This is a genomic window from Microcoleus sp. bin38.metabat.b11b12b14.051 (assembly GCF_013299165.1).
Taxonomy (GTDB): domain Bacteria; phylum Cyanobacteriota; class Cyanobacteriia; order Cyanobacteriales; family Microcoleaceae; genus Microcoleus.
Map to the genome: position 1 here is coordinate 107,514 of NZ_JAAFKD010000008.1, position 24,399 is coordinate 131,912.

General features: G+C 45.2%; 22 protein-coding genes. 14 read left to right on the plus strand and 8 right to left on the minus strand.

Features of this window, described 5'->3' with window-relative positions; genetic code table 11:
* The first annotated feature begins 97 nt into the window (after positions 1–97).
* The 6 genes from aroC (at position 98) to QZW47_RS11275 (ending at position 6,675) form a co-directional block, all read left to right on the plus strand.
* On the plus strand, positions 98–1,198 hold the full coding sequence (gene aroC, locus QZW47_RS11250; RefSeq protein ID WP_293127132.1) for a chorismate synthase: 1,101 nt from the start codon (positions 98–100) through the stop codon (positions 1,196–1,198).
* Between the two features lies 1 nt (position 1,199).
* Positions 1,200–2,111, plus strand: a complete 912-nt coding sequence (locus tag QZW47_RS11255) for an MBL fold metallo-hydrolase (protein WP_293127134.1) — start codon at positions 1,200–1,202, stop codon at positions 2,109–2,111.
* 910 nt (positions 2,112–3,021) lie between these two features.
* Complete coding sequence (locus QZW47_RS11260; RefSeq protein ID WP_293127136.1) at positions 3,022–3,945, plus strand: hypothetical protein; 924 nt, start codon at positions 3,022–3,024, stop codon at positions 3,943–3,945.
* Between the two features lie 590 nt (positions 3,946–4,535).
* On the plus strand, positions 4,536–5,129 hold the full coding sequence (locus tag QZW47_RS11265; protein WP_293127138.1) for a class II aldolase/adducin family protein: 594 nt from the start codon (positions 4,536–4,538) through the stop codon (positions 5,127–5,129).
* Positions 5,130–5,480: 351 nt separating this feature from the next.
* Entirely contained in the window at positions 5,481–6,035 is a 555-nt protein-coding gene (locus QZW47_RS11270) for an Npun_F5560 family protein (RefSeq protein WP_293127140.1), read from the plus strand.
* A complete protein-coding gene (locus QZW47_RS11275; protein WP_293127142.1) occupies positions 6,028–6,675 on the plus strand; it encodes a hypothetical protein in 648 nt (215 codons plus the stop codon). Before QZW47_RS11270 ends, QZW47_RS11275 begins: the two co-directional genes overlap by 8 nt.
* Positions 6,676–6,887: 212 nt before the next feature.
* Here the strand turns inward: QZW47_RS11275 and QZW47_RS11280 are convergent, their stop codons facing one another.
* Complete coding sequence (locus QZW47_RS11280) at positions 6,888–7,232, minus strand: STAS domain-containing protein (protein ID WP_293127144.1); 345 nt, start codon at positions 7,230–7,232, stop codon at positions 6,888–6,890.
* 64 nt (positions 7,233–7,296) lie between these two features.
* Positions 7,297–7,497, minus strand: coding sequence for a hypothetical protein (locus QZW47_RS11285; protein ID WP_293127146.1), 201 nt, complete (start codon positions 7,495–7,497; stop codon positions 7,297–7,299).
* Positions 7,498–7,583: 86 nt separating this feature from the next.
* On the opposite strand from QZW47_RS11285, the gene QZW47_RS11290 reads away from it, so the two are divergent.
* The 4 genes from QZW47_RS11290 (at position 7,584) to QZW47_RS11305 (ending at position 11,128) form a co-directional block, all read left to right on the plus strand.
* Positions 7,584–8,207, plus strand: coding sequence for a DedA family protein (locus QZW47_RS11290; RefSeq protein WP_293127318.1), 624 nt, complete (start codon positions 7,584–7,586; stop codon positions 8,205–8,207).
* A gap of 725 nt (positions 8,208–8,932) precedes the next feature.
* The gene (locus tag QZW47_RS11295; RefSeq protein ID WP_293127148.1) at positions 8,933–9,667 is read left to right on the plus strand and encodes a hypothetical protein; all 735 of its coding nucleotides are present in this window, start codon (positions 8,933–8,935) and stop codon (positions 9,665–9,667) included.
* A gap of 198 nt (positions 9,668–9,865) precedes the next feature.
* Positions 9,866–10,480, plus strand: a complete 615-nt coding sequence (locus QZW47_RS11300) for a Uma2 family endonuclease (protein WP_293127149.1) — start codon at positions 9,866–9,868, stop codon at positions 10,478–10,480.
* Between the two features lie 75 nt (positions 10,481–10,555).
* On the plus strand, positions 10,556–11,128 hold the full coding sequence (locus QZW47_RS11305; RefSeq protein WP_293127151.1) for a Uma2 family endonuclease: 573 nt from the start codon (positions 10,556–10,558) through the stop codon (positions 11,126–11,128).
* Between the two features lie 57 nt (positions 11,129–11,185).
* Here the strand turns inward: QZW47_RS11305 and QZW47_RS11310 are convergent, their stop codons facing one another.
* Together QZW47_RS11310 and QZW47_RS11315 are read right to left on the minus strand one after the other, a co-directional pair.
* Entirely contained in the window at positions 11,186–11,602 is a 417-nt protein-coding gene (locus QZW47_RS11310) for a hypothetical protein (protein ID WP_293127153.1), read from the minus strand.
* A 44-nt stretch (positions 11,603–11,646) separates the two neighbouring features.
* The gene (locus QZW47_RS11315) at positions 11,647–12,228 is read right to left on the minus strand and encodes a hypothetical protein (protein WP_293127155.1); all 582 of its coding nucleotides are present in this window, start codon (positions 12,226–12,228) and stop codon (positions 11,647–11,649) included.
* Between the two features lie 550 nt (positions 12,229–12,778).
* Here QZW47_RS11315 and QZW47_RS11320 point away from each other — a divergent pair.
* Positions 12,779–13,150, plus strand: a complete 372-nt coding sequence (locus tag QZW47_RS11320; RefSeq protein WP_293127157.1) for a hypothetical protein — start codon at positions 12,779–12,781, stop codon at positions 13,148–13,150.
* Here QZW47_RS11320 and QZW47_RS11325 read toward each other — a convergent pair.
* From QZW47_RS11325 to QZW47_RS11340, 4 genes are all read right to left on the minus strand, one after another.
* Positions 13,141–13,416, minus strand: coding sequence for a type II toxin-antitoxin system Phd/YefM family antitoxin (locus tag QZW47_RS11325; RefSeq protein ID WP_293127159.1), 276 nt, complete (start codon positions 13,414–13,416; stop codon positions 13,141–13,143). The genes QZW47_RS11320 and QZW47_RS11325 overlap by 10 nt on opposite strands.
* Before the next feature lie 83 nt (positions 13,417–13,499).
* On the minus strand, positions 13,500–14,090 hold the full coding sequence (locus QZW47_RS11330; RefSeq protein WP_293127161.1) for a Uma2 family endonuclease: 591 nt from the start codon (positions 14,088–14,090) through the stop codon (positions 13,500–13,502).
* A gap of 53 nt (positions 14,091–14,143) precedes the next feature.
* Positions 14,144–14,836 carry a Uma2 family endonuclease gene (locus QZW47_RS11335; RefSeq protein WP_293127163.1) on the minus strand — a complete coding sequence of 231 codons (693 nt, stop codon included), beginning with the start codon at positions 14,834–14,836 and terminating at the stop codon, positions 14,144–14,146.
* Between the two features lie 384 nt (positions 14,837–15,220).
* Positions 15,221–16,423, minus strand: coding sequence for an argininosuccinate synthase (locus QZW47_RS11340; RefSeq protein ID WP_293127165.1), 1,203 nt, complete (start codon positions 16,421–16,423; stop codon positions 15,221–15,223).
* Positions 16,424–16,761: 338 nt separating this feature from the next.
* On the opposite strand from QZW47_RS11340, the gene QZW47_RS11345 reads away from it, so the two are divergent.
* The 3 genes from QZW47_RS11345 to QZW47_RS11355 all read left to right on the plus strand — a co-directional run bounded on the left by QZW47_RS11345 (position 16,762) and on the right by QZW47_RS11355 (position 24,135).
* Entirely contained in the window at positions 16,762–17,700 is a 939-nt protein-coding gene (locus QZW47_RS11345) for a glycosyltransferase (RefSeq protein ID WP_293127167.1), read from the plus strand.
* Positions 17,701–18,293: 593 nt separating this feature from the next.
* Positions 18,294–21,509 carry a PAS domain-containing protein gene (locus QZW47_RS11350; protein ID WP_293127169.1) on the plus strand — a complete coding sequence of 1,072 codons (3,216 nt, stop codon included), beginning with the start codon at positions 18,294–18,296 and terminating at the stop codon, positions 21,507–21,509.
* A 511-nt stretch (positions 21,510–22,020) separates the two neighbouring features.
* Positions 22,021–24,135, plus strand: a complete 2,115-nt coding sequence (locus QZW47_RS11355; RefSeq protein WP_293127171.1) for a TIGR00300 family protein — start codon at positions 22,021–22,023, stop codon at positions 24,133–24,135.
* Positions 24,136–24,399 lie beyond the last annotated feature (264 nt).

Consider the following 24,399-nt stretch of genomic DNA (forward strand, 5'->3'; position numbering starts at 1 on the left):
AGTCAATGCTATATTCTTCAAAATACGCTAAATCTATAATTTCAGAAATCTATCTTCCAGTTAAAGTAAAAATTATCAAGTTTCACGCGAAAGCACTATGGGCAATAGCTTTGGGCATCTATTTCGGATATCGACATTTGGGGAATCTCACGGCGGGGGTGTGGGAGTAGTAATTGATGGTTGTCCGCCGCTGGTGTCGATCGACGCCTCGGAAATTCAAGCGGAACTCGATCGCCGTCGCCCCGGACAAAGCAAAATTACTACACCCCGCAAAGAAGCTGATACCTGCGAAATTCTCTCCGGGGTGTTTGAAGGCAAAACTCTAGGAACTCCGATCGCCATCTTAGTCCGCAATCAAGACACTCGCCCCCAAGATTATGGCGAAATGGCCACGACTTACCGCCCTTCCCACGCTGATGCTACCTACGATGCTAAGTACGGGATTCGCAACTGGCAAGGCGGAGGTCGCTCGTCGGCGAGAGAAACAATTGGTAGAGTAGCAGCAGGGGCGATCGCCAAAAAAATTCTCTTCCAATCCGCTGGCGTCGAAATAGTCGGCTACGTCAAACGCATCAAAGACTTAGAATGCGTCGCCGACCCAGACACTGTTACCTTAGAACAAGTAGAAAGCAACATCGTCCGCTGTCCCGATGCCGAATGTGCCGATCGCATGATTGAACTGATCGAAAAAGTGCGCGACAGCGGAGATTCGATCGGCGGTGTCGTCGAATGCGTCGCCCGCAACGTACCCAAAGGTCTGGGAATGCCCGTATTCGACAAACTCGAAGCCGATTTGGCCAAAGCGATCATGTCATTACCCGCTAGCAAAGGCTTTGAAATTGGTTCGGGCTTTGCCGGGACTCTACTTAAGGGCAGCGAACATAATGATGAATACTATACTGATGAACAAGGAGAAATTCGTACAGTAACGAATCGCTCAGGCGGAATTCAGGGTGGCATTGCTAACGGTGAAAATATCATTCTGCGGGCGGCTTTCAAGCCAACTGCGACAATTCGCCAGGAGCAGCGTACAGTTACCCGAGAGGGTGAAGCAACGCTGCTAGCGGCAAAAGGACGGCACGATGCTTGCGTTTTGCCAAGAGCTGTGCCAATGGTGGAAGCAATGGTAGCTTTAGTTTTGTGCGACCATCTGCTGCGCCATCACGGACAATGTGGAACCTTAAAGTCTGAATTTTAAAATGGAAATCAGCTTGTCCTCTGTAGTGGCAAATCCCCTGGATTGCCCTCAACCCTCCGAAGCAATAACAGGTATAGATGATTTTGTAGTACAGTTCTGGGGCGTGCGGGGCAGTGTTCCGACACCGGGACAGGAAACTGTTCGCTACGGCGGCAACACTTCTTGTTTGGAAATGCGAGTCGGTGGAAAACGCTTGATTTTTGACGGCGGAACAGGCTTGCGGATGCTGGGAGACCAGTTGGTGCAAGAAATGCCCGTGCAAGCTTATATGTTTTTTACTCACTATCACTGGGATCACATTCAAGGGTTCCCGATGTTCGCCCCAGCTTTCATCCGTGGCAATCGCTTTGATATTTACGGGGCAATTCCCCCCGATGGAGATTGCCTGAAACGGCACTTCGTCGAACGGGTTCTGCACTCGAATTCGCCGGTGCCTCTGATGGGTTTGCCGGCTGATTTGAATTTTCATGAGATCGATCACAACCAGACGATGATGCTGGACGATATTGAGATTAGGACGGGTTCTCTCAATCACCCGAATACTGCTATGGGATATCGGGTGACTTGGCAGGGACGTTCTGTTGTTTACTGTTCTGATACGGAACATTTTCCAGATCGACTCGATGAGAATGTTTACAATTTAGCCCTCGATGCTGACGTGCTGATTTACGATGCGATGTACACAGACGAGGAATATCACAACCCCAAGTCTCCGAAGGTGGGCTGGGGACACTCGACTTGGCAGGAAGCTGTGAGAATGGCTAAGGAAGCCCGGGTGAAACGGGTGGTGATTTTTCACCACGATCCGGCTCATACAGACGATTTTCTCGATCGCATCGCCGAAGACGTGCAAATCGCTTTTCCTAAGGCTGTTATGGCCCGCGAGGGTCTGATTTTGCCGATCGGCTTCTGAACATTGACCGTCATAGGTCGATCGTACCTTGCTCAAACCATCATTGAATGTGGAGCCGGTCTCGCCACCTGCTCCACATCTTTTTTATTTGTAGCAAACACTCTGAAGGCATGGTATAATTCTTGGCTAGTAACTTTTTAGGAATAATATTTAAGGTTTTTTTCATTGTTTGACAGGCTCTTATTTGAGAAGATCGAGCACGGAGTAGCAGTTTGCGATGAGTGAGGGGAGTCGATCGCATCGAGTCTTGAGGCGCGATGATGGGCTTTCTGTAACTGTCACGGATTTAAATATGGCGGCGGTAAAAAATATCTAGTTTGGCAACGTCCCAGACTTTGGCGAAGTGCCGCGACACAACTAACGTCGCCACTAAACCAAAGTAAAAAATTCTTGCGACGTGTTATTATCTGCGATCGAATAACGACGCACTTGCCCGATAGCTTCCGCAAAACGCACAGCAAGAAGTAAAATAATTGGAGGATTGACCGAGGCTCCCAAGAGAAAGTTTTGAATGTCAACAAACACGGCGAAGCTCGTGCCCTAGCTCGCTCTGGCACGAGGCGCCACAGGTGGCAGCAGACTTTCTGAATCCTTGTCACCTATTAATTTTTTGAGTAATTCCTCAAGATAAAAGCTCAGGTTATAGTTACCATAAAACATAAGTACGATGCTTTTTTCCGAGCGTGAATATTGGCAAATCTGAAAAGCCGGTCTGAGAGCTTTTCGCTACAATCTGAGAGATTTTTCAGCAGTCAATTTCACTCAAAAGAAACAGATCGTCGCTCTTTGGTTTGGGACTAGCTGCAAGCAAAGTGAAAGTTATGACTTGACTATCAAAATGGGAAATTTACGTTTTAGATCTTCAGCAAATCGATACAGATGGATTGCCTTAGGCAGTTTTGCTGTAATTATGGGTATTTCAGGGGCCCTTGCCTACCGCCTAGCTCCGCCGCCCGGATTTATGGCTCAAGGCACTCTCACTTCTAATAATCCGCCAGTCAAATTTTCCAGCACGGGGACGACAATTCTCAAGCAGGGAGAGCAACTGACTCCGGATGTTCTGCTGGCAGATAATGTTGTCAAAGCAGTGGCAGATGCTGTTAAGCTGTCGCCGCAGCAAGTTCGACAAAATGCTAGCGTCAAGATTTCTAAGCCGGAACAACCGCTAGAGATTGCTGTTGGGTATCGATCGCTCGATCAGCAGCAAGCAGTGCAAACGGCGGATATGTTGATGAAGGGCATGGTGGAAAAAAGCCGCCTGATTAACAGATATCGGTGGCAATCAGTCAATCAAACGCTCAACCAACGCTTGGCACAAGTCACTCAAGACCTGAAACAAGCTCAGCAAAAACTCGACCAATACGAAAGAGAGCGCGCTCGCCTGTTGCAGCAAATGAAGCTTCAGCAAGACGTTTACAACAAAACTCAGCTAGCGATGGCGGATACGCAAGCTTCGGAAAAAGAAATGGTGAGCAGTTTGGCCGCCGCCGCAGCGCCGCAAATTGTGGCGACACCCACGAGCGATCCGACTGTGCCTCTAATTTTGGGAGTTGGCTTGCTGTTGGCGATTTTAGTCAGCCGCGGTTTGATTCCTTCGGTGGCCGATTGGCAGAACAAAACAGCTTTTCAGCGAGAAGAGAGCGAAAGGCTTCAAAGTGCTTTGTACCGACTGATCAAAGAAGGCAGTGGCGAAATCACTCTGGTGCGGTTTGCGATGGAGACGCGGCTGTCGCCGGATGTCGCCCAGCGTTTTTTGAACCAACAAGCTGAAGTCTTTAATGCCAATTGCGAAATTAAAGACGACGGTAGTATCTTATATCACTTCCACATTTAAAGGACAGCAAGGGCTGCCCCACAAAAAACCAAAAGCCGATCGAGCAGCTTGTTGCTCGATCGGCTCTTGGTTTTTAGGCAACAATCTAAAAAATCTTTGATTTTTTTGTTCGACTCGGTTAAATGTATGTATAATTTAAAAAATTAAGTAAATCTACGGTTGTTTTTTACGTAAGTTACCGGATGAGGGCTACTTGCTCGTTAAATATTTCTTAGGGAGTAAGTCACCTCAGTATAAATGCTGTAGTCTAGAACGAGAAGTGGTTCGGATCTGTTACATAGTTTCACATAAGAAACTCGATCGGGCAAGAGCCTGGAACAAACTCCCAGCCGGAAAGTGTGCGTTTTCACATTCAAGTTTTGTAATCACCTGTTGAGGGACAACCATGATATTTGGCATAATTGGCTCTTCTTTCGTAGTTTACTTTCTGCTGATGTCGATCGCCAATTACGGTGACACAGGAATGTAGACTATTAAACGCACTCATGCACTACCGACAAAAAGCAGCAGGCAAAAAAGCAGATTCACAACTTCGGTGAAGTCGGCTCCTCAGACTTGCGTGTGGTGCCGGCGACAGGCAGTAAAAATAAATGGATGAAGGAGTCGTTAAGTACCGCTGCGACTGGAAACAGGCAGAACCCGTATCTGAGTCGGAGATAGCGGATTTGATAGACTGGCGCGATCGACTCCACTCGTGGGGACTAATTGGCGTCTACGAAAATGGTATTGGGTTTGGAAACGTCAGCCTCAGGATTGGCAATTCTTGCCAGTTCGTGATTTCCGGTACCCAAACTGCACACCTGCGGGCTATGGGCCCGGAATCGTACTGTACCGTTACGGAATTTAACTTAGAACAAAATTTCCTCGGCTGTCAGGGCCCCGTACCAGCTTCGTCGGAGTCCCTGACTCACGCGGTACTATACCTTCACAGAAAGGATGTGGGGGGGATAATTCACATCCACAATCCTCAACTATGGCAGCAACTGCTGTTTAAAATTCCTACTACTAGAAAAGAAATACCTTATGGCACTCCCCAGATGGCTTGGGAAATGTTGAGACTTTTTGACGAGGAGAATTTAGCAGATCGCAAAATTCTGGCGATGGCCGGCCACGAGGACGGAATTATCTGTTTTGGTAGCAGCTTGGACGCAGCCGGCAAAGTGCTCTCGGCGGCGATGGGTTAGACACGATCGCTCTCACCACCTTCAGACAAAACTCAAAAACCACGTTTCTAGACCAATAGTTCCGAGAGTTTCCTGGCCCGGGCGATCGCTAGCTAGAAACCAGCTTGATACAAGTTTTGCAACCACAGACGAGAAATCAACAAAATCGGGTCGGGTTTCTCAGGTCAGGAAGTCGCCACAGATGAAACTGATTTTGACGCCTGATGTGAGGTAGAATTGGCTTGATCGTTGACCTATGGTCGATCGACCGCCTGCTTGACAGGTTCAAAAGTTTTAAATTGCCTCTTGCCTCTGCGCTAAGGCAAAGATATTTTAAAGAAACACAATATATAGCAAAAGCTGAGAGTCATCGTGAATCAAACTAAACTTGTAAGCTCAAAAGAACTGCAATCAGAAGTATCTCGTCTCACCGAAGAGCTGCAAATGCGAGACCAACTGGTGCAGCAGTTGTCTCAAGAACTTTTTAGGCTGGTAAAGGGAAATTCGAGTTTTGTGCCGGCACCGGAAGTTTCAGACCGTCACCAATCTCAAATGCAGGCGATGCGCGAACAACTGCAATCTGTGGAAGAACAGGTAAGTTTTTATCAAGAACAAATCGCCGATCGGGATACTGAGGTTTACCAACTGCGGCAATCGGTGCAAGAATTGACCGATCGCTCTAGAATGCTCGAACAAGTGGTTCAGGAATTGCCAGGGGTTTACCGCCAAAAGTTCGCCGAACGGATCGAGCCGATTAAGGAAAAATTGGATCAACTACAAAAGGAAAACCGCCAGTTGCACACCGAGTTGCAAAGCGTTACTTACCGTCTGGCGGTACGCAATCGCAAGGCGAAGGGCCTGGATCTGCCGAGCGTCGATCCAGATGACGATCGCGGGATTCAAATGCCCAGCTTTGGGAATGTCTAAGGTTTTGATTGTGGCGGGCGGCGACAAAACCGCGGCCGATATTCTCCTGGAGGCGATCGCTCAATCAGATCCTGTAACAGAAGTTGATATCTGTGGGGTGGCCCAATTAGGCTCAGGCGAACTCGCCGATGGGGCGATCGTTTGTGCTTTGACGCTGGATCTACCGCCAAATCTGGTTGGGCCCAGTCAAGATGTGTTTCGATTTGGCGCCAATGTGTCGGCGGCGCGCGATCGAGTCGCCGAGGAACTACAAGTGCCCGTCGGCGATGGCAATTTTTGGCTGCCGGTGGTGCTGACAGCCAGGGGGCCGCTGTATGCTGAGGCGATCGCTGCGGAATCGGACAAGTTGTCAGGCGAGTTGATTTACCGTCAGCCGCTGCACTTGTCGGATGTTTGGCGCCAGCAGTTGTACGATTTGGCTTACCGCTTGCTGAGTCTTTTGAATGCGCCTCCGGCGACTTATTTGATGCAGTTCGGGTTCGTTGGCGACAGGATTTGTTTCGATCGCCTGTGGCCTTTTCCGGCTGCGCCTGCGATCGCTTCTGTCGGTGTTCAAGAGCCGGATTTATTTGTCTGTCACTGGTACTGCTTGACAAATAAGCCGATTTACGATATACAAATTACTTCTTTATGTTTGTAGTGAGGACTTTAGTCCTTTCTTAATGAATAAATCAGGACAAAAGTAGTGATGTTTGTAGTGAGGACTTTAGTCCTTTCTTAATGAATAAATCAGGACAAAAGTAGTGATGTTTGTAGTGAGGACTTTAGTCCTTTCTTAATGAATAAATCAGGACTAAAGTCCTTACTACGAACCTAATTATGGGGAATTAACCCGAGATAGTATAATTTTTATCAAGCAACTAAAGCAAGAGTTTCTGTTGAGATAACTTGCTCGAAACTGTCAAAAATTTCAAAAAGTTGGTCGAGTTGAGTAATTTCAAAAATCAGCCTGACTGTAACTGAGAGGTTGCAAATAACCAGGCGACATCCCCGATGGCGGGCGGCGTTGAGTCCCCCGACTAAGGCACACAAACCCGAACTGTCGATAAAATCTACGTCACCCATGTCTATTACCCAGAGTTGGTAGCGATCGGGCAAAATCTCGGCTAGCTGTTGCTGGAGGAGGGTGCCTGCTTGGGAGTCGAGACAGTTGTGAGGTTGGATGACGATGTGTTTCTTGAAGTTGGGGAATTCCATAGCAGTTATCCTACGATTGTCAAGTATGAGTCAGTGAATTCACTGGCTGATTCTCTCAACAGAATCAGCGGATTTTAGCTAAGGTTTGAGGAGGCGCGATGCCGGGATCGTGGGAATCGGTGGCGATCGCCCGGGCGATCGATTGAGTAGGATGACTCCCAGGCGGCGGGCGATCGCCAACCGCAAGAATTCTCGATTTATCTATAATCCTCTGAAGAGTAGTTTTTTGTTGGGCGGGCGATCGCAAGTGTAGTGTGTTTTTCATCACAGCGAAAGATTGCACTATTGGCCGAATCGAGCCAATATATAAAAGTATTGAGCTTTGCAAAAGTTTACGAAGGCAGTATCGAAATGTCTTTTGAGTTTTTATCCTTAGATACTATTCAGCAATTTGCGCGAGATTACGGCTACTGGGCTGTATTTCTGGGGATTTTGCTAGAAAATCTGGGAGTTCCTCTCCCAGGCGAGACAATTACGATTGCTGGCGGGTTTTTAGCCGGCAGTGGGGAACTGAATTACTGGTATGTACTCGGAAGTGCGATCGCCGGTGCGACGGTGGGCGGAAATATCGGTTATGCGATCGGTAGATACGGCGGCTGGCCCCTACTCCTGAAGCTGGGACAATTTTTCCGCTTTCGGGAAGAACAACTGTTTGACTTAAAAGAACAGTTCAGCAAAAATGCAGCTAAAGCCGTATTTTTGGGCCGTTTCATCGCACTGCTGCGAATATTTGCCAGCCCTCTAGCAGGTATCGCAGAAATGCCCTTTTTGCAATTTTCATTCTTCAATATTTTGGGTGCCGCAAGCTGGGCATCTGTCATGGTAAGTTTGTCATACTTCCTAGGACAAGTTGTGTCTTTAGAAAAGTTGGTAGCTTGGGCTGCTCAATTTGCAGTAGTTGCTTTGCTATTAACAGTTGCTTGGATTGCAATTCCTATTTGGTTGGAGTCGCGCAATTTGGACAAGACTAAGTAGGGACACAACATAGTTGTATCATGAGATCCGATACCACTAAAGTAGGGACACAACAATGTTGTGTCCTTATTTTTAGTATAGTTGTGTACTGATTTTTGGTATGGTTGTGTCCTGATTTTTGGAGCGTGCAAAATAGGGATATAACAATTCAAGACTTACGCATGAAGACCAAAGAAACCGGGTTTTTCACCTAATCTCTGGGTGACAACGAACAATTTTCGCAAAAAACCCGGTTTCTGACCACCCGTGAGACCAAAGAAACCGGGTTTTTACCTAATCTCTGGGTGACAACGAACAATTTTCGCAAAAAACCCGGTTTCTGACCACCCGTGAGACCAAAGAAACCGGGTTTTTACCTAATCTCTGGGTGACAACGAACAATTTTCGCAAAAAACCCGGTTTCTGACCACCCGTGAGACCAAAGAAACCGGGTTTTTACCTAATCTCTGAGTGACAACGAATAAATTTCGCAAAAAACCCGGTTTCTGACCACCCGTGAGACCAAAGAAACCGGGTTTTTACCTAATCTCTGAGTGACAACGAATAAATTTCGCAAAAAACCCGGTTTCTGACCACCCGTGAGACCAAAGAAACCGGGTTTTTACCTAATCTCTAAGTGACAACGAATAAATTTCGCAAAAAACCCGGTTTCTGACCACCCGTGCGTCACTCATACATTAGTTATTCGCAGCAATTTTTGATGTTTAATTGGCAAGGATTTAAAGATGGGATACACTACAATTTTCGACGGAATTTTTCATTTAAACAAGCAACTATTGGAGAGGGAAACTCTTTACTTATTAGAGTTTGCTCGGACTAGACGGATGAAGCGAAATCCTGCAATTTTGCAAAATGTTCCCGATGCGGCGAGAACAGCGGTGGGTTTGCCTTTAGGTGAAGAAGCCTGCTATTTTGTCAATGAAAGCTGGGATGAATATTCCGAAGATTCCATCATAAATTACAACCGCCCGCCGAAAACTCAGCCCGGATTGTGGTGTAAGTGGATTCCCACTTCTGACAGCAGGGGGATTCAGTGGAGCGGTGTGGAAAAGTTTTATGATTATGTGGAATGGTTGCAGTATCTGATTGAAAATTTCATCGAACCTTGGGGTTATGCTTTGAGAGGCGAGGTGAACTGGCAAGGGGAAAGAGAGGAAGATGTGGGTATGATTTGGGTTGAGAATAATGTGATTATTTTGCCTGAAGGTGCAGAGGAATTGCTGAGATATGCGGTATCGCCAGTATCGGTACCAAAAGTAGTTTGGGATTGTTTGGAAGCGGTGGAAGCAGCGGGGAAACCTCTGACAGATTGGTATGGGATAATCGATCGGGCTGTGGAGTTGGGACACGGGGAAGCGGCGCTGTGGATCAAGCCTAATATGGATAAGTATTTGGATGGTTGGGAGAGGGGTTTTGAGTTTGAAGGGAAGGTAATTAAAATGACAGATATTGAGATTTGAGCAGTTGTTTTGATTGCGGATAATTCGGCTATAATTTAATACCCTCGCAATGACATTAATGTCATTGCGAGCGATCGAGCGAAGCAATCGCAAAGACTATGACACTTCTCGATGAACTAATGTGTACGCAGAGCAATTAGCTTTGTAACCCAAGCATATTGGGTTATAATTGTGAGGACGATCGCACGAGGATGTACTATGACGGCATCAACAGAAATTCGCGCAGAAGTAGTTGAGAGTCAGCCACAGCCTTATTACTCTCCTGAAGAGTATTTAAAGCTGGAAGAGGTAGCCGAATTTAGAAGTGAATACCACGATGGCAAGATAATTCCTATGACAGGCGGAACACCAAATCACAATCAGATTGCCCTGAATTTGGGCGGGGCAATAAATTTTGCTACGAAAGGACAACCCTACAGAGTAAATGTAAACGATTTGCGTTTGTGGATACCATCGAAGCGGGTTTATACTTATCCTGATGTGATGGTGGTTGCGGGTAAGTTGGAGTTTGCTGAGGGTAGGAAAGATGCGATTACTAATGTGGTGATGGTGGCTGAGGTTTTATCGAAATCAACAGCAAGTTACGATCGGGGTGACAAATTTAAACTTTTTCGCACGATTCCTACTCTAAGGGAGTATGTTTTGATCGATCAATACGAGATGCACGTCGAACAGTTTTGCAAGACGGATGATAATAAGTGGATTTTGTCTGAGTATGATGGTGCTGATGCGGTTCTGGTGTTGAGTTCGGTGCGGTTTGAGGTGTCTTTGGGCGAAATGTACGATCGCGTAGATTTTGAATCTGAGGAGTGATCGGCATTAAATAACATGATTAAGTAAGATGGAATTCAGCGAGTAGATGAAATCGTAAAAATCGAGGAAAACCTAATGATTGCCAGCAAGAGTTATCCTAATGTTTCAGTAAAAGACTATTTAGAAGGTGAACTCGTAAGTCCCATCAAGCATGAATATAGGAACGGACAAATCTATGCAATGGCAGGGGCAAGTAATCCCCACGTTTTGATTTGTCTAAATTTGGCAACTCTGCTGAGAAATCATCTGCGCGGAACTGGTTGCCTGGTTTTTATGGCCGACACAAAAGTGAGATTTGAGACAATTAATACTTTTTATTATCCCGATGTAGCTGTATCTTGCGATGAACGAGATACTACTTCTGTTGCCGATTTTATCTGCTATCCTTCGCTAATTGTGGAAGTCCTATCTCCAACAACTGAGGCGTTTGACAGAGGAGATAAATTTGCGGATTATCGATCGCTATCCACTATGCAAGAATATGTATTAATCGGTCAACAACGGATGAATGTAGATTGCTACCGTCGCGATGTGGAAGGACGTTGGGTTTTTTCTTCCTACGGTGAGGGGGAATGTCTAGAGTTGGCTAGTATGAATTTTCAGTGTCCAATCTCTGCTTTGTATGAGGATGTTCCTGGATTGAGTTAAGGGGAGAGAAATGGCGATCGCAACTCTGAGGCGTGTTCTAAGAGTTGCGAACACTTACTAAAACCCAAACACTTTAGTAATCAATGGTAGTAACTTACTACACGCTTCTACTAATTGGGCTGCTGTTGGTATCCCAGAGATAATACGTCCAAGCATCCTACCTGCTTTTTTAGCTTTCTCCTTCATTCTCCCATCATTGGGATTTTTGGCTGCTTCTGCTAAATCTTTTACTTGCTCTAAAGCGTCATTCCTGTCATCTTCACTCAAGTTTGGATCGGCTGAAATTGCTGCTTCGAGTTCGATCAGTAACTCTTTGATTCCGGGTTTATCAGGTTCAGAGGATGCGGGTAATTCGTTTATAGCGAATGAAACATCTCCTCCAACGTGGCTTGATGAAGTGCCTTGAATATTACCTCCTGTAACAGGACCTCCAACACTTCCTCCGATTTGAATTTTACTTTGTTTATCTTCCATTATTCCCTCCTAATTTGATTTGTCTTTGAATAACACTGTTATTTTTAGTCATTTCGCGAAACATTTCCTCCAACGTAACTGGATGAATCACCTCCAATGTTACCTCCTGTGAAGGAACCTCCAATACCTCCTTCTATTTTGATCGAGTTATCATTTGAATAGACTACATAACGACCTTCTTCATTACTTTCCATGAAATCATATAAGACTGCAACTACTTTTTTTAACCCTCGCATATCGCTGGTAATAAATATTGGCAAGGGAGAACCTGAATTTAGGTATAATTTAAGACCGTATGTTAGTGGCCAAAACATATTGTAAATAAATGCGAGAAATGCGATAAATATCATAGCGAATCCCGCACTTTTTTGGCCATGATCATCATTATAAAAAATGAATAGAAAAAGTCCAACTATAAAGAATAACCCAATCAATAGTAATGGCACTTTAAATGTCCGAACAGGGCATACACCAAAGCCCGTGACGTTACGAAACTGATAGACATCTGAACCAAATTTAACTGTATTTTTGGTAATTTCTATTGTGGCCTTCCTGATGGGTATTTCAGTATTTTGTTGTGATGTGTTATTTCCACCCATCATCATAGTTTGAATCAATCTAAGCATTAACTTGCTCCATAAATGAAATCCTTGGGACTACCACTTAATGCTATTGCCATTGACAATAGTCCGGACAGTTTTCAATTACCAAGCATACAATGAGAGTTTTTCAGCGGTTTTCCTAAGTTTATGGTGTAGACGGTATCACAAACAACATTTAACGAGCCTGTAATGCAGTTTATGCAAGCATATGCGGTTTGCTTATCACCACAAACCTAGGACAGCCGTTTCAGCTTCCTCACTCTGTCTGTCAAATTACAAACGGTAGAATGCGGGTTTGACTCGCTGCCTAAAAAAACTGTCCGGAGTATTGATTGACATCCCTGTGTATCTAGAGATATGGCGACTTAATAGAAGCTTCAACAGTGATAAAAAGTAACAAAAAAGTAATAAAACTGATTTAGATAAAACCATAACCGCTGACACTGAAACTGAATTATATGACAATACGGTTCACTTAAGAAGATAATTGCTCGGCGCGCACCTGACTTAACCGAGAAGTGTCATAGTCTCTGCGATTGCTTCGCTAAGAGCTCGCAATGACAAAAAACGTTAAGTGAACCGTATTGAATTATCTGACTCTGAAAGCACGATTGACTGGAATGGTTTTTGCTTCCACTCCGACGCACAAGTGAAAATTGCCGAAACCCTCGATCGCACTTCCGCCCTTTTTATCCCCAATTCCCAACTGCGACTGACAACACCCGCCGGGAGACAAAACCAAAAAGCTCAATTTCTCGTCTTCCACCAAGGCAAATTAGGGATTCTTCAGGTTGACGGGCCCGAAGATGCAGCAGAAGATGAAGCGGTAGATGTTTTGGCGATAAATTCTGGTATCTGTGTTGTCAAACATTACGAAGCTACCCGATGCAGAGAACAACCGGATCTGGTTGTGCAAGAGTTTTTGGAAATATTGAGTCAAGCGTAGATATGAAGGTTTAATTCTGCTTTCAACTGTTGTAAGTCTATTGTTTCTCCATTCTGGGCTTGTTGCATACCCGATCGCAACTGCGCCATAAATTCGCGATCGGAGAGAATTTCTATCGTTTCTAACAGAGATTCAAATTGTTTAAAACTGAGGGCAATTATTGCCGGTTTTCCATCCTTAGTGATGATAGCTGGTTCTGCCACTAAGTCATCCGGCCACTTTGGTAGTTGTTGTTGCGCTTCTGTAATTGTCAGGTATTTTGGCATATTTGCAATTCACTTTTTGTGAGCGTAAATTATTACCATTTCTATTATACCGTACTCACCCTGTTTTTAAGCTAGCCACTCGTTCAATTCTCTATTTCCGAATCATTCGTAGTAAATACTACAGCTTGATATATGGTATCAATGCTCGTGCGAAAGTCAATACTAGCCAAGTAAACTTCGCTTCCCTGCGTGTAAGAAGTCAAAACCCACAACCCCTCAGCATTGCGGCGAAAACACTCCACTCGCTGCCGTTTTTGGCTAATCAATACGTACTCCTGAAGCGTTTCTAATTCCTGGTAGTCAGCAAACTTATCTCCGCGATCGAATCCTTCAGTTCCATCAGACAAAACCTCGATAATTAAACAAGGATATTTTTTAAGAGATTTAAAAGCTTTGTCCCGTTCATCGCAACTCACCATCACGTCAGGATAGTAGTAGATACTTGCTGTGTCAATTCGGGCTTTCATGTCTCCAGTGTAGAGGTTACAGCCATTGCCCCGAACATGATCTGTTAGTGTTTTAACTAAATTGACACATATTGTCACATGAGATTCAGTAGCACCCGCCATTGCGTAGACTTCGCCCCGAATATACTCATGCTTGATGGGGCTGAGTTCTTCTAATTTCAGATATTCTTCTGGGGAGATGTAATTTTGACTTTTATTAGCAATCATTGTTTTTCCAGAATTAAGTTTTTTATGATTCTAGTATCCGCAATCATATTATATCACGAGCGCTCTGTTTTTAAGCTCGCAATCTGTTGAGCAAACCACATGGCTGCACTGCCGTTTGTTTCTGCACTCAAGCGTTCCAAAGTTTGATTCAATAAAGAAATTGGTAGTCCAGACAGTGCTAGAGAAGTCTCGCATTCTTGATACTTGCCGTTTGACTGCAATTGAAAGGCAAAAACTCGCAAACCTTTAACGTCAATTACCCAATATTCAGGAATTCCCAAATCGGCATAGAGATATTTCTTCTCATCTAAATCTATTGTTAAAGTTGTGTCCGAGATTTCGCCAACTAAATCGGGGACTCGCCATTGTTCTAAGTTAATGTAACGCCGTTCTCCTGTTTGCCAAGTTGGGTATTCGCTACCCACATAGACCATTAAATCTGGCGATGCAGCTTGCTTTTTAGGTTTTTCTAGCAAGCAGCCACCCAGGGAACTGAATATCAGTCCTGGTGTTTGACTAAACCAGAAAGCAAATAACATCGTAAACAAGTTATTGATGCTGGCGTGATTGATTCCTTCTTTTCCCATATCAATTACCAAGAGCCGATCGCAATTAAAGCACAATCCGATATTATCATCGTTTTTAGCGTCGCGATTAGCCAAGTAATCTTCCCAAGTGGCGGTTTTCCACTGGGATGCAGTTGCCGTAATATCTGTTTGAATAACTTTTGAGATTGAGGCTGTCATGGCATTTGCGGGGATTTTTAAATTATTCTATTTATAGTTTAGCAAATGCGGTGCGGAGTCCGCCGGGGGTTTAAACCCCCGGCTCAAAGCTAAAGTCGTCTAAAGACGACTGAAAAACTTAAATGAAATTAGGTTAATACCATGCGTGAAAAATTGTTGCTACGGTTATTAAACGTATAAAAATTATCTGTCATTGCCATAACTCTGGGCCGGACACGGCAGTGCCGTTTCCCTACAGGCGATCGCCTCTAATTTCTGATTCTGCAATATTTTTTACAATTGGTATAATTAGAGAACTCATAAATTATTCAGTCCTCTTTTAGAGGACTTTCGCTATTAGCCAGGGGTTTAAACCCCTGGCGGACTTATGCGCCCTACTAATTCCTAACCTCGATTCTTCTCCGACCAAATACGGGTTGGAAGTCCCCAAACGTAGACAAATCCTTCGGCGGCTTTGTGGTCGAATTCGTCCTCGGCGCCGTAGGTTGCTAAGTCGAAACTGTACAGCGAATTTTCGGATTTGCGGCCGACGATTGTCGCATTTCCTTTGAACATTTTTAGTCGCACGGTTCCAGTTACTCGCTTTTGCGTGTCGTGAATAAAGGCATCTAACGCTGTTTTTAAAGGGTTGTACCAAAGACCGTTGTAAATCATTTGGCTGTAGGTTTCTTCGATTCCTCGCTTGTATCGGGTGACATCGGCTGTCAATGTTAAACTTTCTAAGTCTCGGTGCGCGTGCATTAAGACTAAAATTCCTGGGGTTTCGTAAATTTCCCGCGATTTAATCCCGACTACGCGGTTTTCAATCATGTCGATGCGGCCGACTCCGTGATTTCCAGCTATTTGGTTGAGTTGGGTAATTAAGGCGACTGGTGCTAATTCTTTGCCGTTTAAACTGACTGGTTTTCCGCAGTCGAAACCGATTTCTATGTATTCGGGTGTGTCGGGAGTTTGTTCGATCGCCTTTGTCATCAAAAACACCTCTTCCGGCGGTTCCGCCCAAGGATCTTCGAGGATGCCGGCTTCGATCGCCATTCCTAACAAATTGCGATCGATACTATAAGGCGAAGACTTCTTCACCGGCGACGGAATCCCGCATCTCTCGCCGTAGGCGATGGTTTCCTCGCGGCTCATTTTCCACTCCCGCGCCGGTGCTAAGATTTTAATCTTGGGATTCAGCGCGCCGATCGACACATCGAACCGTACTTGATCGTTTCCCTTACCTGTACAACCGTGGGCGATCGCATCCGCACCGTATTTTTCCGCAGCTTCTACCAACAATTTAGCAATCAGCGGGCGGGCTAGCGCCGTAGAAAGCGGATACCGATTTTCGTAAAGCGCGTTGGCTTGAATTGCTGGAAACGCATAATCTTTGACAAATTCTTCGGTAGCATCGATCACCAACGATTCCGAAGCACCAGATGCTAAAGCTTTCTTGCGGATGGGTTCTAATTCGTCTCCCTGTCCCAAATCCGCCGCCAGAGTAATTACCTCTTCGACTCCCCACTCCTTCATCAGGTAAGGAATACAGACGGAGGTATCGACTCCGCCGGAATATGCTAGCACAACTTTTTTAGCGCGACTCATTGCTATTTACATCCTGAATTTAACTTAATACGGTTGGGTTAAGACTGTTTATTGCCCGGAGATCCCCCTCGCATCCCCCGATCGAAGGGGGACTTTGATCAATTTCTTGTCCCACCCCCTACTCCCCTTTTTAAGGGGGGTTAGGGGGGATCTGGGTTAACCCAACCGTATTGGAATTTAACCAACTTTGTATTATGCACCTAATCGACCTAGATTCTTGTCAGGAATGGTACAGATTTAGATATTCTTTTTTTGGTCAACTTGGCTATTTCTCGGCTCGGTTGCTGCGAAAAATCTGCTACCGTGGGATACGGTAACTGTGGCGATGGGGAAAAGCCGTGTTTTTTAGTGTTGTGATTCCGACGTACAATCGTAAACCGATTTTGGCAAAATGTCTACTGGCTTTGGAAAATCAGCAGTTTGATCACATTGTCACAGATTATGAGGTGATTGTAGTCGATGACGGTTCGACGGACGGGACGATCGAGTGGTTGGCCGCCGATGCCGAGTTTTTGCCGCACGTGCGATCGATCTGTCAATCTCACCAAGGCCCCGCCGCCGCCCGGAATTTGGGCGTTGAAGATGCTAAAGGCGAGACAATTATTTTTATAGACAGCGATTTAGTCGTTACAAAGGATTTTTTGCAAGCACACGCAGATGCTTTGCTACAAGGTTATAGAGATACTGATGCGGTTTTTACTTACGGCAGCGTGATTAATACTGCCAATTTCGACAATCCCACTGCGGAACCTTACAAAATAACCGATTTTTCCGCCGCTTATTTTGCTACGGGAAATGTCGCGATCGCCCGTCACTGGCTGCTGGAAGCTGGACTATTTGACAATCGCTTTCAACTGTACGGATGGGAAGATTTAGAATTGGGTGTGAGGTTAAAAAAATTAGGTTTAAAACTGATTAAATGTCCGCAGGCTGTCGGCTATCACTGGCATCCACCTTTTAGTTTGCAGCAAATTCCTGGCATGATCGACCGAGAAATTCAGCGCGGGAGAATGGGAGTTTTGTTTTATCAAAAACATCCGAGTTGGGAAGTGCGGCTGATGATTCAAATGACTGTTTTGCACCAAATACTGTGGGGAGTTTTATCTTTGGGCGGGATGCTCAATGAGCGCACAATGAAACCTTTTTTGCAGTGGTTAATTGACCGAGGTCAACCGCAGCTCGCTTTAGAAATTGCTCGGATTTTTCTGAATTGGTACAATGTGAAAGCCGTGTATGCTGCTTACAGTGAATTCCAGCCAGATACAAAAGTGCCATAGGCTAGCGATCGCGCACAAATAAAATATAAGATATTTTAGGAGCTTTTACAGGCTTGTGTAGTTGCCGAAACAATAAAGTAAGTATAAATACTGAAACTACACAAGTGGCGGCAGCCCGGTAAATGCAGGTGAAACCGAATTCTCAAGGGTGGAAAATTTTTATGTTTAATAAAAAAAATTGTGGGATTAGCCGGTAATTTTAGGAAGTTCGGCTGTTTTTTAGAGATGTTAATTTTTTTTAAAATAATAAAATACCCACAGTTAGACAGTTCTGATACAATTACTACACACGATCGAGGGTGTGCAATCTTGGCGAGCGATCGGACAGTTCCACCGCCCTAGCGTAAAAAAGAGGCTGATAGCCTGATTTATGCTGCCATAGCTGATAAATGTATCGCATAGAGTCGCTCTTTGACCGCCAAGACTCAAAAAACAGGATGCAGAGCTGATTTAAACTTGTATTGCTCAAATCCGTGCAAAAATCAACATCTACCAATACTCTAACTGCTACAACCTAATACTTCTACGTGCAAACAGTGGTGGAATTTTAAATTTAAAAAGAAACATTAAATAATACCTTGAGGGAGTATGTTGTGAATAAAATTGACAAAATAAACGTAAAAATACCAACACTGGCATTTCAAAATAAGGGTTTAAAACCAAACATTTTAATGGTGGACGACCACCCAGAAAACTTGCGCCTTTTATCCCAGGTTTTGTCTCAGCGGGGATATAAAGTGCGCCCAACACGGGACGGCCAATTAGCTCTCAACTTTGCTCGAACGAGTCCACCGGATTTGATTTTGCTAGACATCATGATGCCGGGTATGGATGGCTACAAAATCTGCGAACTGCTAAAAGCTTGTCCGGAAACCAAAAATATTCCTGTGATTTTTATCAGCTCTTTAAATGAAACGTTTGATAAAGTCAAAGGTTTTTCCCTGGGGGCGGTAGACTACATTACTAAACCGTTTGAAACAGAAGAAGTGGTAGCCCGCGTCGAAAATCAACTGCTTCTCAGCAGGCTTTCTAACCAAATTGTAGAACAAAATGCGGTGCTCGAAGCAGAAATCGAACAACGCAAGCGAGTCGAAGAACAACTGCGAGAAAGTCAGAACTGGCTGTCGGCAGTAATTAAAATGAATCCTAATGTTTTGTACGTTTACGATGCCATCGAGCAGCGGACTCTGTATCTCAATCGCGAACTTTATACCGATATTGGCTACTCGCTTGCTGAAATACAGCAAATGCCAGCAGCATTTCTGCCTAACTTAATACACGCTGAGGATTTGCCCGCATTCTCAGAACACATGAGCAGGATTGAGACAGCAAAAGACGGTGAAAGCTTTGAGCTTGAGTATCGAATCCAGCACAAAAACGGTGAATATCGTTGGTTTTTGAGCCGGGATACCGTGTTTGTCAGAGCAGCAGATGGCAAACCTTGGAAAATTCTGGGAACTGCTACTGAAATTAGCGATCGCAAACAAGCAGAATTCGAGTTAAAAACAGCCTTATCTGCTTTGGAACGGCAAATTAAGCAAAGATTTTTGTTAGAAACAATTAGTCTGGAAATTCGCTACAGCTTAAAACAAGACCAAGTTTATCAAACAGCAGCGGCGCAAATATGTCGGGTTTTCAATGCCGATAGCTGCTTGATTCACACCTACAGCGAACATCCAGTTCCTCGGATTTATTGTATGACTCAGTACAGGAAATCTGAAGCGGGTTCGCTTTGCGATGTAGTAGAAATTCCGGTGCAGGGAAATCCTCACGCTCAATTGGTGTTGTCTCAAGATAGGCCAGTCGTTTCTGATGATGTTTTTGCCGAGCCATTGCTCGAAAATGTTAGAGATTTGTACCGTCAAATAGGTTTGAAGTCGATGATAGCCATCCGCACTTCCTACCAGGGAAAAGCCAACGGCATGATGTGCTTGCACCAGTACGATGAGCCGCGCCACTGGACGCAAGATGAGATCAGATTATTGAAATCTGTGGCCGCGCAGATGGGAATTGCGATCGCCCAAGCCAATCTGCTCGCACAAGATAAACAGCAGCGACTTAAAATCGAGCAGAGCGAAGCTAGTCTAGCAGCAGCCCAGAAAATTGCCCATATCGGCAATTGGGAATTTGATATTGCCACAAATAAAATTATTTGGTCTGAAGAAGTATTCAGCATTTTTGGTCTAGACTCAACTGCACGAGAACCGACATATGTCGAACTTTTACAGATGTTTCATCCCGATGACAGAGAGTTGTTACTACAAACTGTCAGCCTCGCTATCTCACAAGGAACTTCCTACAAAAAAGAGTTCCGAAGTTTGCATTCCAGCGGTCAAATTCGATACGTAGAAGCAAGGGGAGGATCTGTTTTTAACGAAACAGGAGAAGTAATCAAACTGTTGGGAACAGTAATGGATATCACCGATCGCAAACAAGGCGAAGCTGCTTTGCAATTTAGCGAAAAACGTTTTTATCTGGCATTTGAAGGCAGTGCGACGGGATTGTGGGATTGGAATCTTGCTACGGGAGAAGTATACTTTAATTCGCGGTGGAAAACCATGCTCGGATATGAAGTAGACGAGATAGAAAATAGTTTTGCATCGTGGGAACAACTGTTACACCTAGAGGATTTGCCATTGGCTACAGCAGCGCTCAATGCTCACCTGGAAGGCAAAAAACCCACCTACGAAGCGCAATTTCGGATGCTGACAAAATCTGGCGAGTGGAAGTGGATTTTGGCTCAAGCAAAGGTGATGGAACGATCTGCTGCGGGAAATCCTCTGCGGATGACGGGCACGCACATCGATATTAGCGATCGCAAACAAGCCGAAGTAGATTTGCAATTTAGCGAACAGCGAGAACGAGAAAAAGCCCAACAGTTAACACAAACTCTGCAAGACTTAAAAAATGCTCAAGCCCAGCTCATTCAAGCCGCAAAAATGTCAAGTATTGGGCAAATGGTAGCGGGAGTTGCTCACGAAATTAATAACCCTGTCAGCTTCATCTACGGCAATATTCTTCCCGCCGCACAGTACGCTCGCGACTTGGTAAAATTGATCCAACTTTATCAGCAATATTATCCCGAACCAGTTCCCGAAATTGCGGAAGAATTGGCAGAAGTAGAAGTAGATTTTATAGCAGATGATTTCCCGAGAATCATGGCTTCAATGGAGCAAGGTGCTAACAGAATTAAGCAGATTGTACTGTCTTTACGCAACTTTTCGAGACTGGATGAAAAAGAGCGCAAAGTAATCGACCTTCATGAAGGGATAGAGAGCACTTTGGTGATTTTGCAGCACCGATTGCAGTCACAGCCACAACGTCGGGAAATTCAAGTTGTTAAAAATTACGGCAAACTGCCAAACGTCGAGTGCTATCCGGCACAATTAAACCAAGTATTTATGAATTTGCTCTCCAATGCGATCGATGCTGTGGAAGAGTCATTAGTCATCAGTCATTCGTCATTAGCAAACAATATTTCAACAGTTACAAATGATGCTGGACAAATGTTTGATAAAAATCCTCAGATTCGCATTAGCACTGAAATAAATAGGGACAATCAAGTTGTTGTGCGGATTGCTGACAGCGGGCCCGGTATTTGTCCCGAGGTTCAGTCAAGGATGTTTGACCCATTTTTTAGTACAAAGCCGATCGGTAGCGGCACTGGTTTGGGATTGTCGATTAGTTACCAAATTGTGAAAGATCGCCACGGCGGTAAGTTGTGGTGTGATTCAGAAGTTGGGCGGGGTACAGAATTTGCGATCGAACTACCCATATCCCAAAAAGTCAAAAGTAAAACAGGTTTGTAGTGAGGACTTTAGTCCTTCTTTCAGGTTTGTAGTGAGGACTTTAGTCCTTCTTTCAGGTTTGTAGTGAGGACTTTAGTCCTTCTTTCAGGTTTGTAGTGAGGACTTTAGTCCTTGTTTCAGGTTTGTAGTGAGGACTTTAGTCCTTCTTTCAGGTTTGTAGTGAGGACTTTAGTCCTTCTTTCAGGTTTGTAGTGAGGACTTTAGTCCTTCTTTCAGGTTTGTAGTGAGGACTTTAGTCCTTCTTTCTGAGGATGCGGACTAAAGTCCTCACTACGAACCTTTTATTAAGGCTCATTGACTGGAGATAATATCAAAAATTGATATTTTCTGCGATATTTCATGGAAAGCGTCTGCGGTTTAGTTAGATTTCAACCTAGCCGTGATACAATTAAAAGCTACTTTTTTCGCTGCGAGACGCCGCACTCTTTCTCTTGGGAGTGAATTTGAGAGTTGATTTGATACATACTATCTCAACTTGCGTCTGTAGCATCTACCACATTTTAACTGAATTATGACTGACTCAATTCGCTTCCTGATGTGCGCTCCCGACCACTACGATGTGGATTACGTGATTAACCCTTGGATGGAGGGTAACGTGCACAAATCATCGCGCGATCGCGCCGTCGAACAGTGGGAAAAACTCTACCACGTCCTGAAAGAGAACGCCGTTGTAGACTTGGTACAACCCGAAAAAGGCTGGCCGGATATGGTGTTCACCGCCAATGCAGGCTTACTTTTAGGCAATACTTTTGTCCTCAGCCGCTTCTATCACAAGGAACGCCAAGGCGAAGAACCCTATTTCAAAGCATGGTTTGAAAGCAAGGGTTTTACCGTGCACGAACTCCCCAAAGACTTGCCGTTTGAAGGTGCGGGCGATGCTTTGCTCGATCGCGAAGGACGCTGGTTGTGGGCGGGATACGGCTTCCGTTCCGAACTCGACTCGCACCCGTTGCTAGCAAAATGGCTGAACATTGAAGTGCTATCGCTGCGTTTAGTAGACGAACGTTTCTATCACCTAGACACTTGTTTTTGTCCGCTCACAGGCGGCTATTTGCTTTACTATCCAGCAGCATTTGACTCTTACTCAAACCGCTTAATTGAAATGCGAGTGGCGCCGGAAAAACGGATTGCCATTCAAGAAGCAGATGCCGCCAACTTTGCTTGCAATGCTGTCAATATTGACAAAGTTGTGGTAATGAATAAGGTTAGCGAAGGCTTAAAAAATAGCATTACTAAGGCGGGCTTCCAAGTTATTGAAACCCCGATGAGCGAATTCTTGAAAGCTGGCGGCGCCTGTAAGTGTTTGACGCTGCGGGTGAATGAACCTGTGCAAGAAGATCGATCGGCAAACGTGATGGTAGAAAGCCGCACGATTCGCATGGAAGGTCACTTGCTGGATGCGGGTTTAATCAGCCGCGCTTTAGACTTAGTTATCGAAAATGGCGGCAGTTTCCAAGTGCTTAATTTCAATTTAGGAGAGCAGCGCCAAAGCACATCATCTGCGGATGTGAAAGTTTCGGCACCTTCCCATGATGTGATGGAAGAAATCATCGGATTGCTGATTGACTTGGGTGCCGTCCCGCCGCCGCAAGATATTTGCGATGCTATTTTAGAACCTGTCGTGCAAGATGGAGTCGGGCCAGATGACTTTTACGTTAGTACGATTTATCCCACAGAAGTGCGGGTAAAGGGTCAGTGGGTGAAAGCGCGAAATCAGCGAATGGACGGCGCAGTTGCGATTACTGAAACCGCAGAAGGCCCGGTGGCTACGTGCAAATTGTTGCGCGATTTGAAAGTAGGTGAAAAAGTCGTTGTTGATGTGGTCGGCATCCGCACCATCCGCAAAACAGAATCGCGGGAACAGCGCAATTCTCAAGAATTTAGCTTTATGTCCGGCAGCGTTTCTAGCGAACGCCGCGTAGAATTGGTAGTGGAACAAGTAGCGTGGGAATTGCGCCAAATTCGCGATCGGGGAGGCAAAGTTGTAGTGACAGCGGGGCCTGTTGTCATCCACACGGGCGGTGGCGAACATTTAGCACATTTGATCCGCGAAGGTTATGTGCAAGCATTGTTAGGTGGAAATGCGATCGCGGTTCACGACATGGAACAATCGAGCATGGGAACTTCTCTGGGAGTTGACATGAAACGCGGCGTTGCTGTGCGCGGCGGACACCGACACCACTTGAAAATGATTAACACTGTGCGCCGTTATGGCAGTATTGCTAAAACAGTGGAAGCTGGCGTGATTACTAACGGTGTGATGTACGAATGTGTGAAGCACAATATACCGTTTTCGCTGGCCGGTTCTATCCGCGATGATGGGCCACTTCCTGACACGCAAATGGATATGGTTAAGGCTCAAGAAGACTATACTGAGCTGTTACGGGGCGCGGATATGGTGTTAATGCTGTCATCTATGTTGCATTCGATCGGGGTGGGAAATATGACTCCGGCGGGCGTAAAGATGGTCTGTGTGGACATTAATCCGGCTGTGGTGACGAAATTGAGCGATCGAGGGTCGATCGAATCTACTGGTGTTGTGACTGATGTGGGATTGTTCCTGAGTTTGTTGGTGAATCAATTGGATAAGTTGACTAGCCGTCATCATGTAACTCAATCTGTGTAGATTCGGCGCGGATTCGGCGCGGATGGTTGGTGTAGACTCGGCGGTTGAAACCGCGTCTACACAAACAATGTCCGCACTTCGACAAGCTCAGCGACCACCTCCGCGGACGAAAGAATAGATAAGACGGCGGTTGAAACCGCGTCTACACAAGCGAAGTCCGCCTCCGCGGACGAAAGAATAGAGCGCGTAGGGTGTGCGGCGGCGGACTTTCCTCAGCCGATCGCGCAGCGCGTTATTAGACTCTTACAAAAATAGTTAGGAACG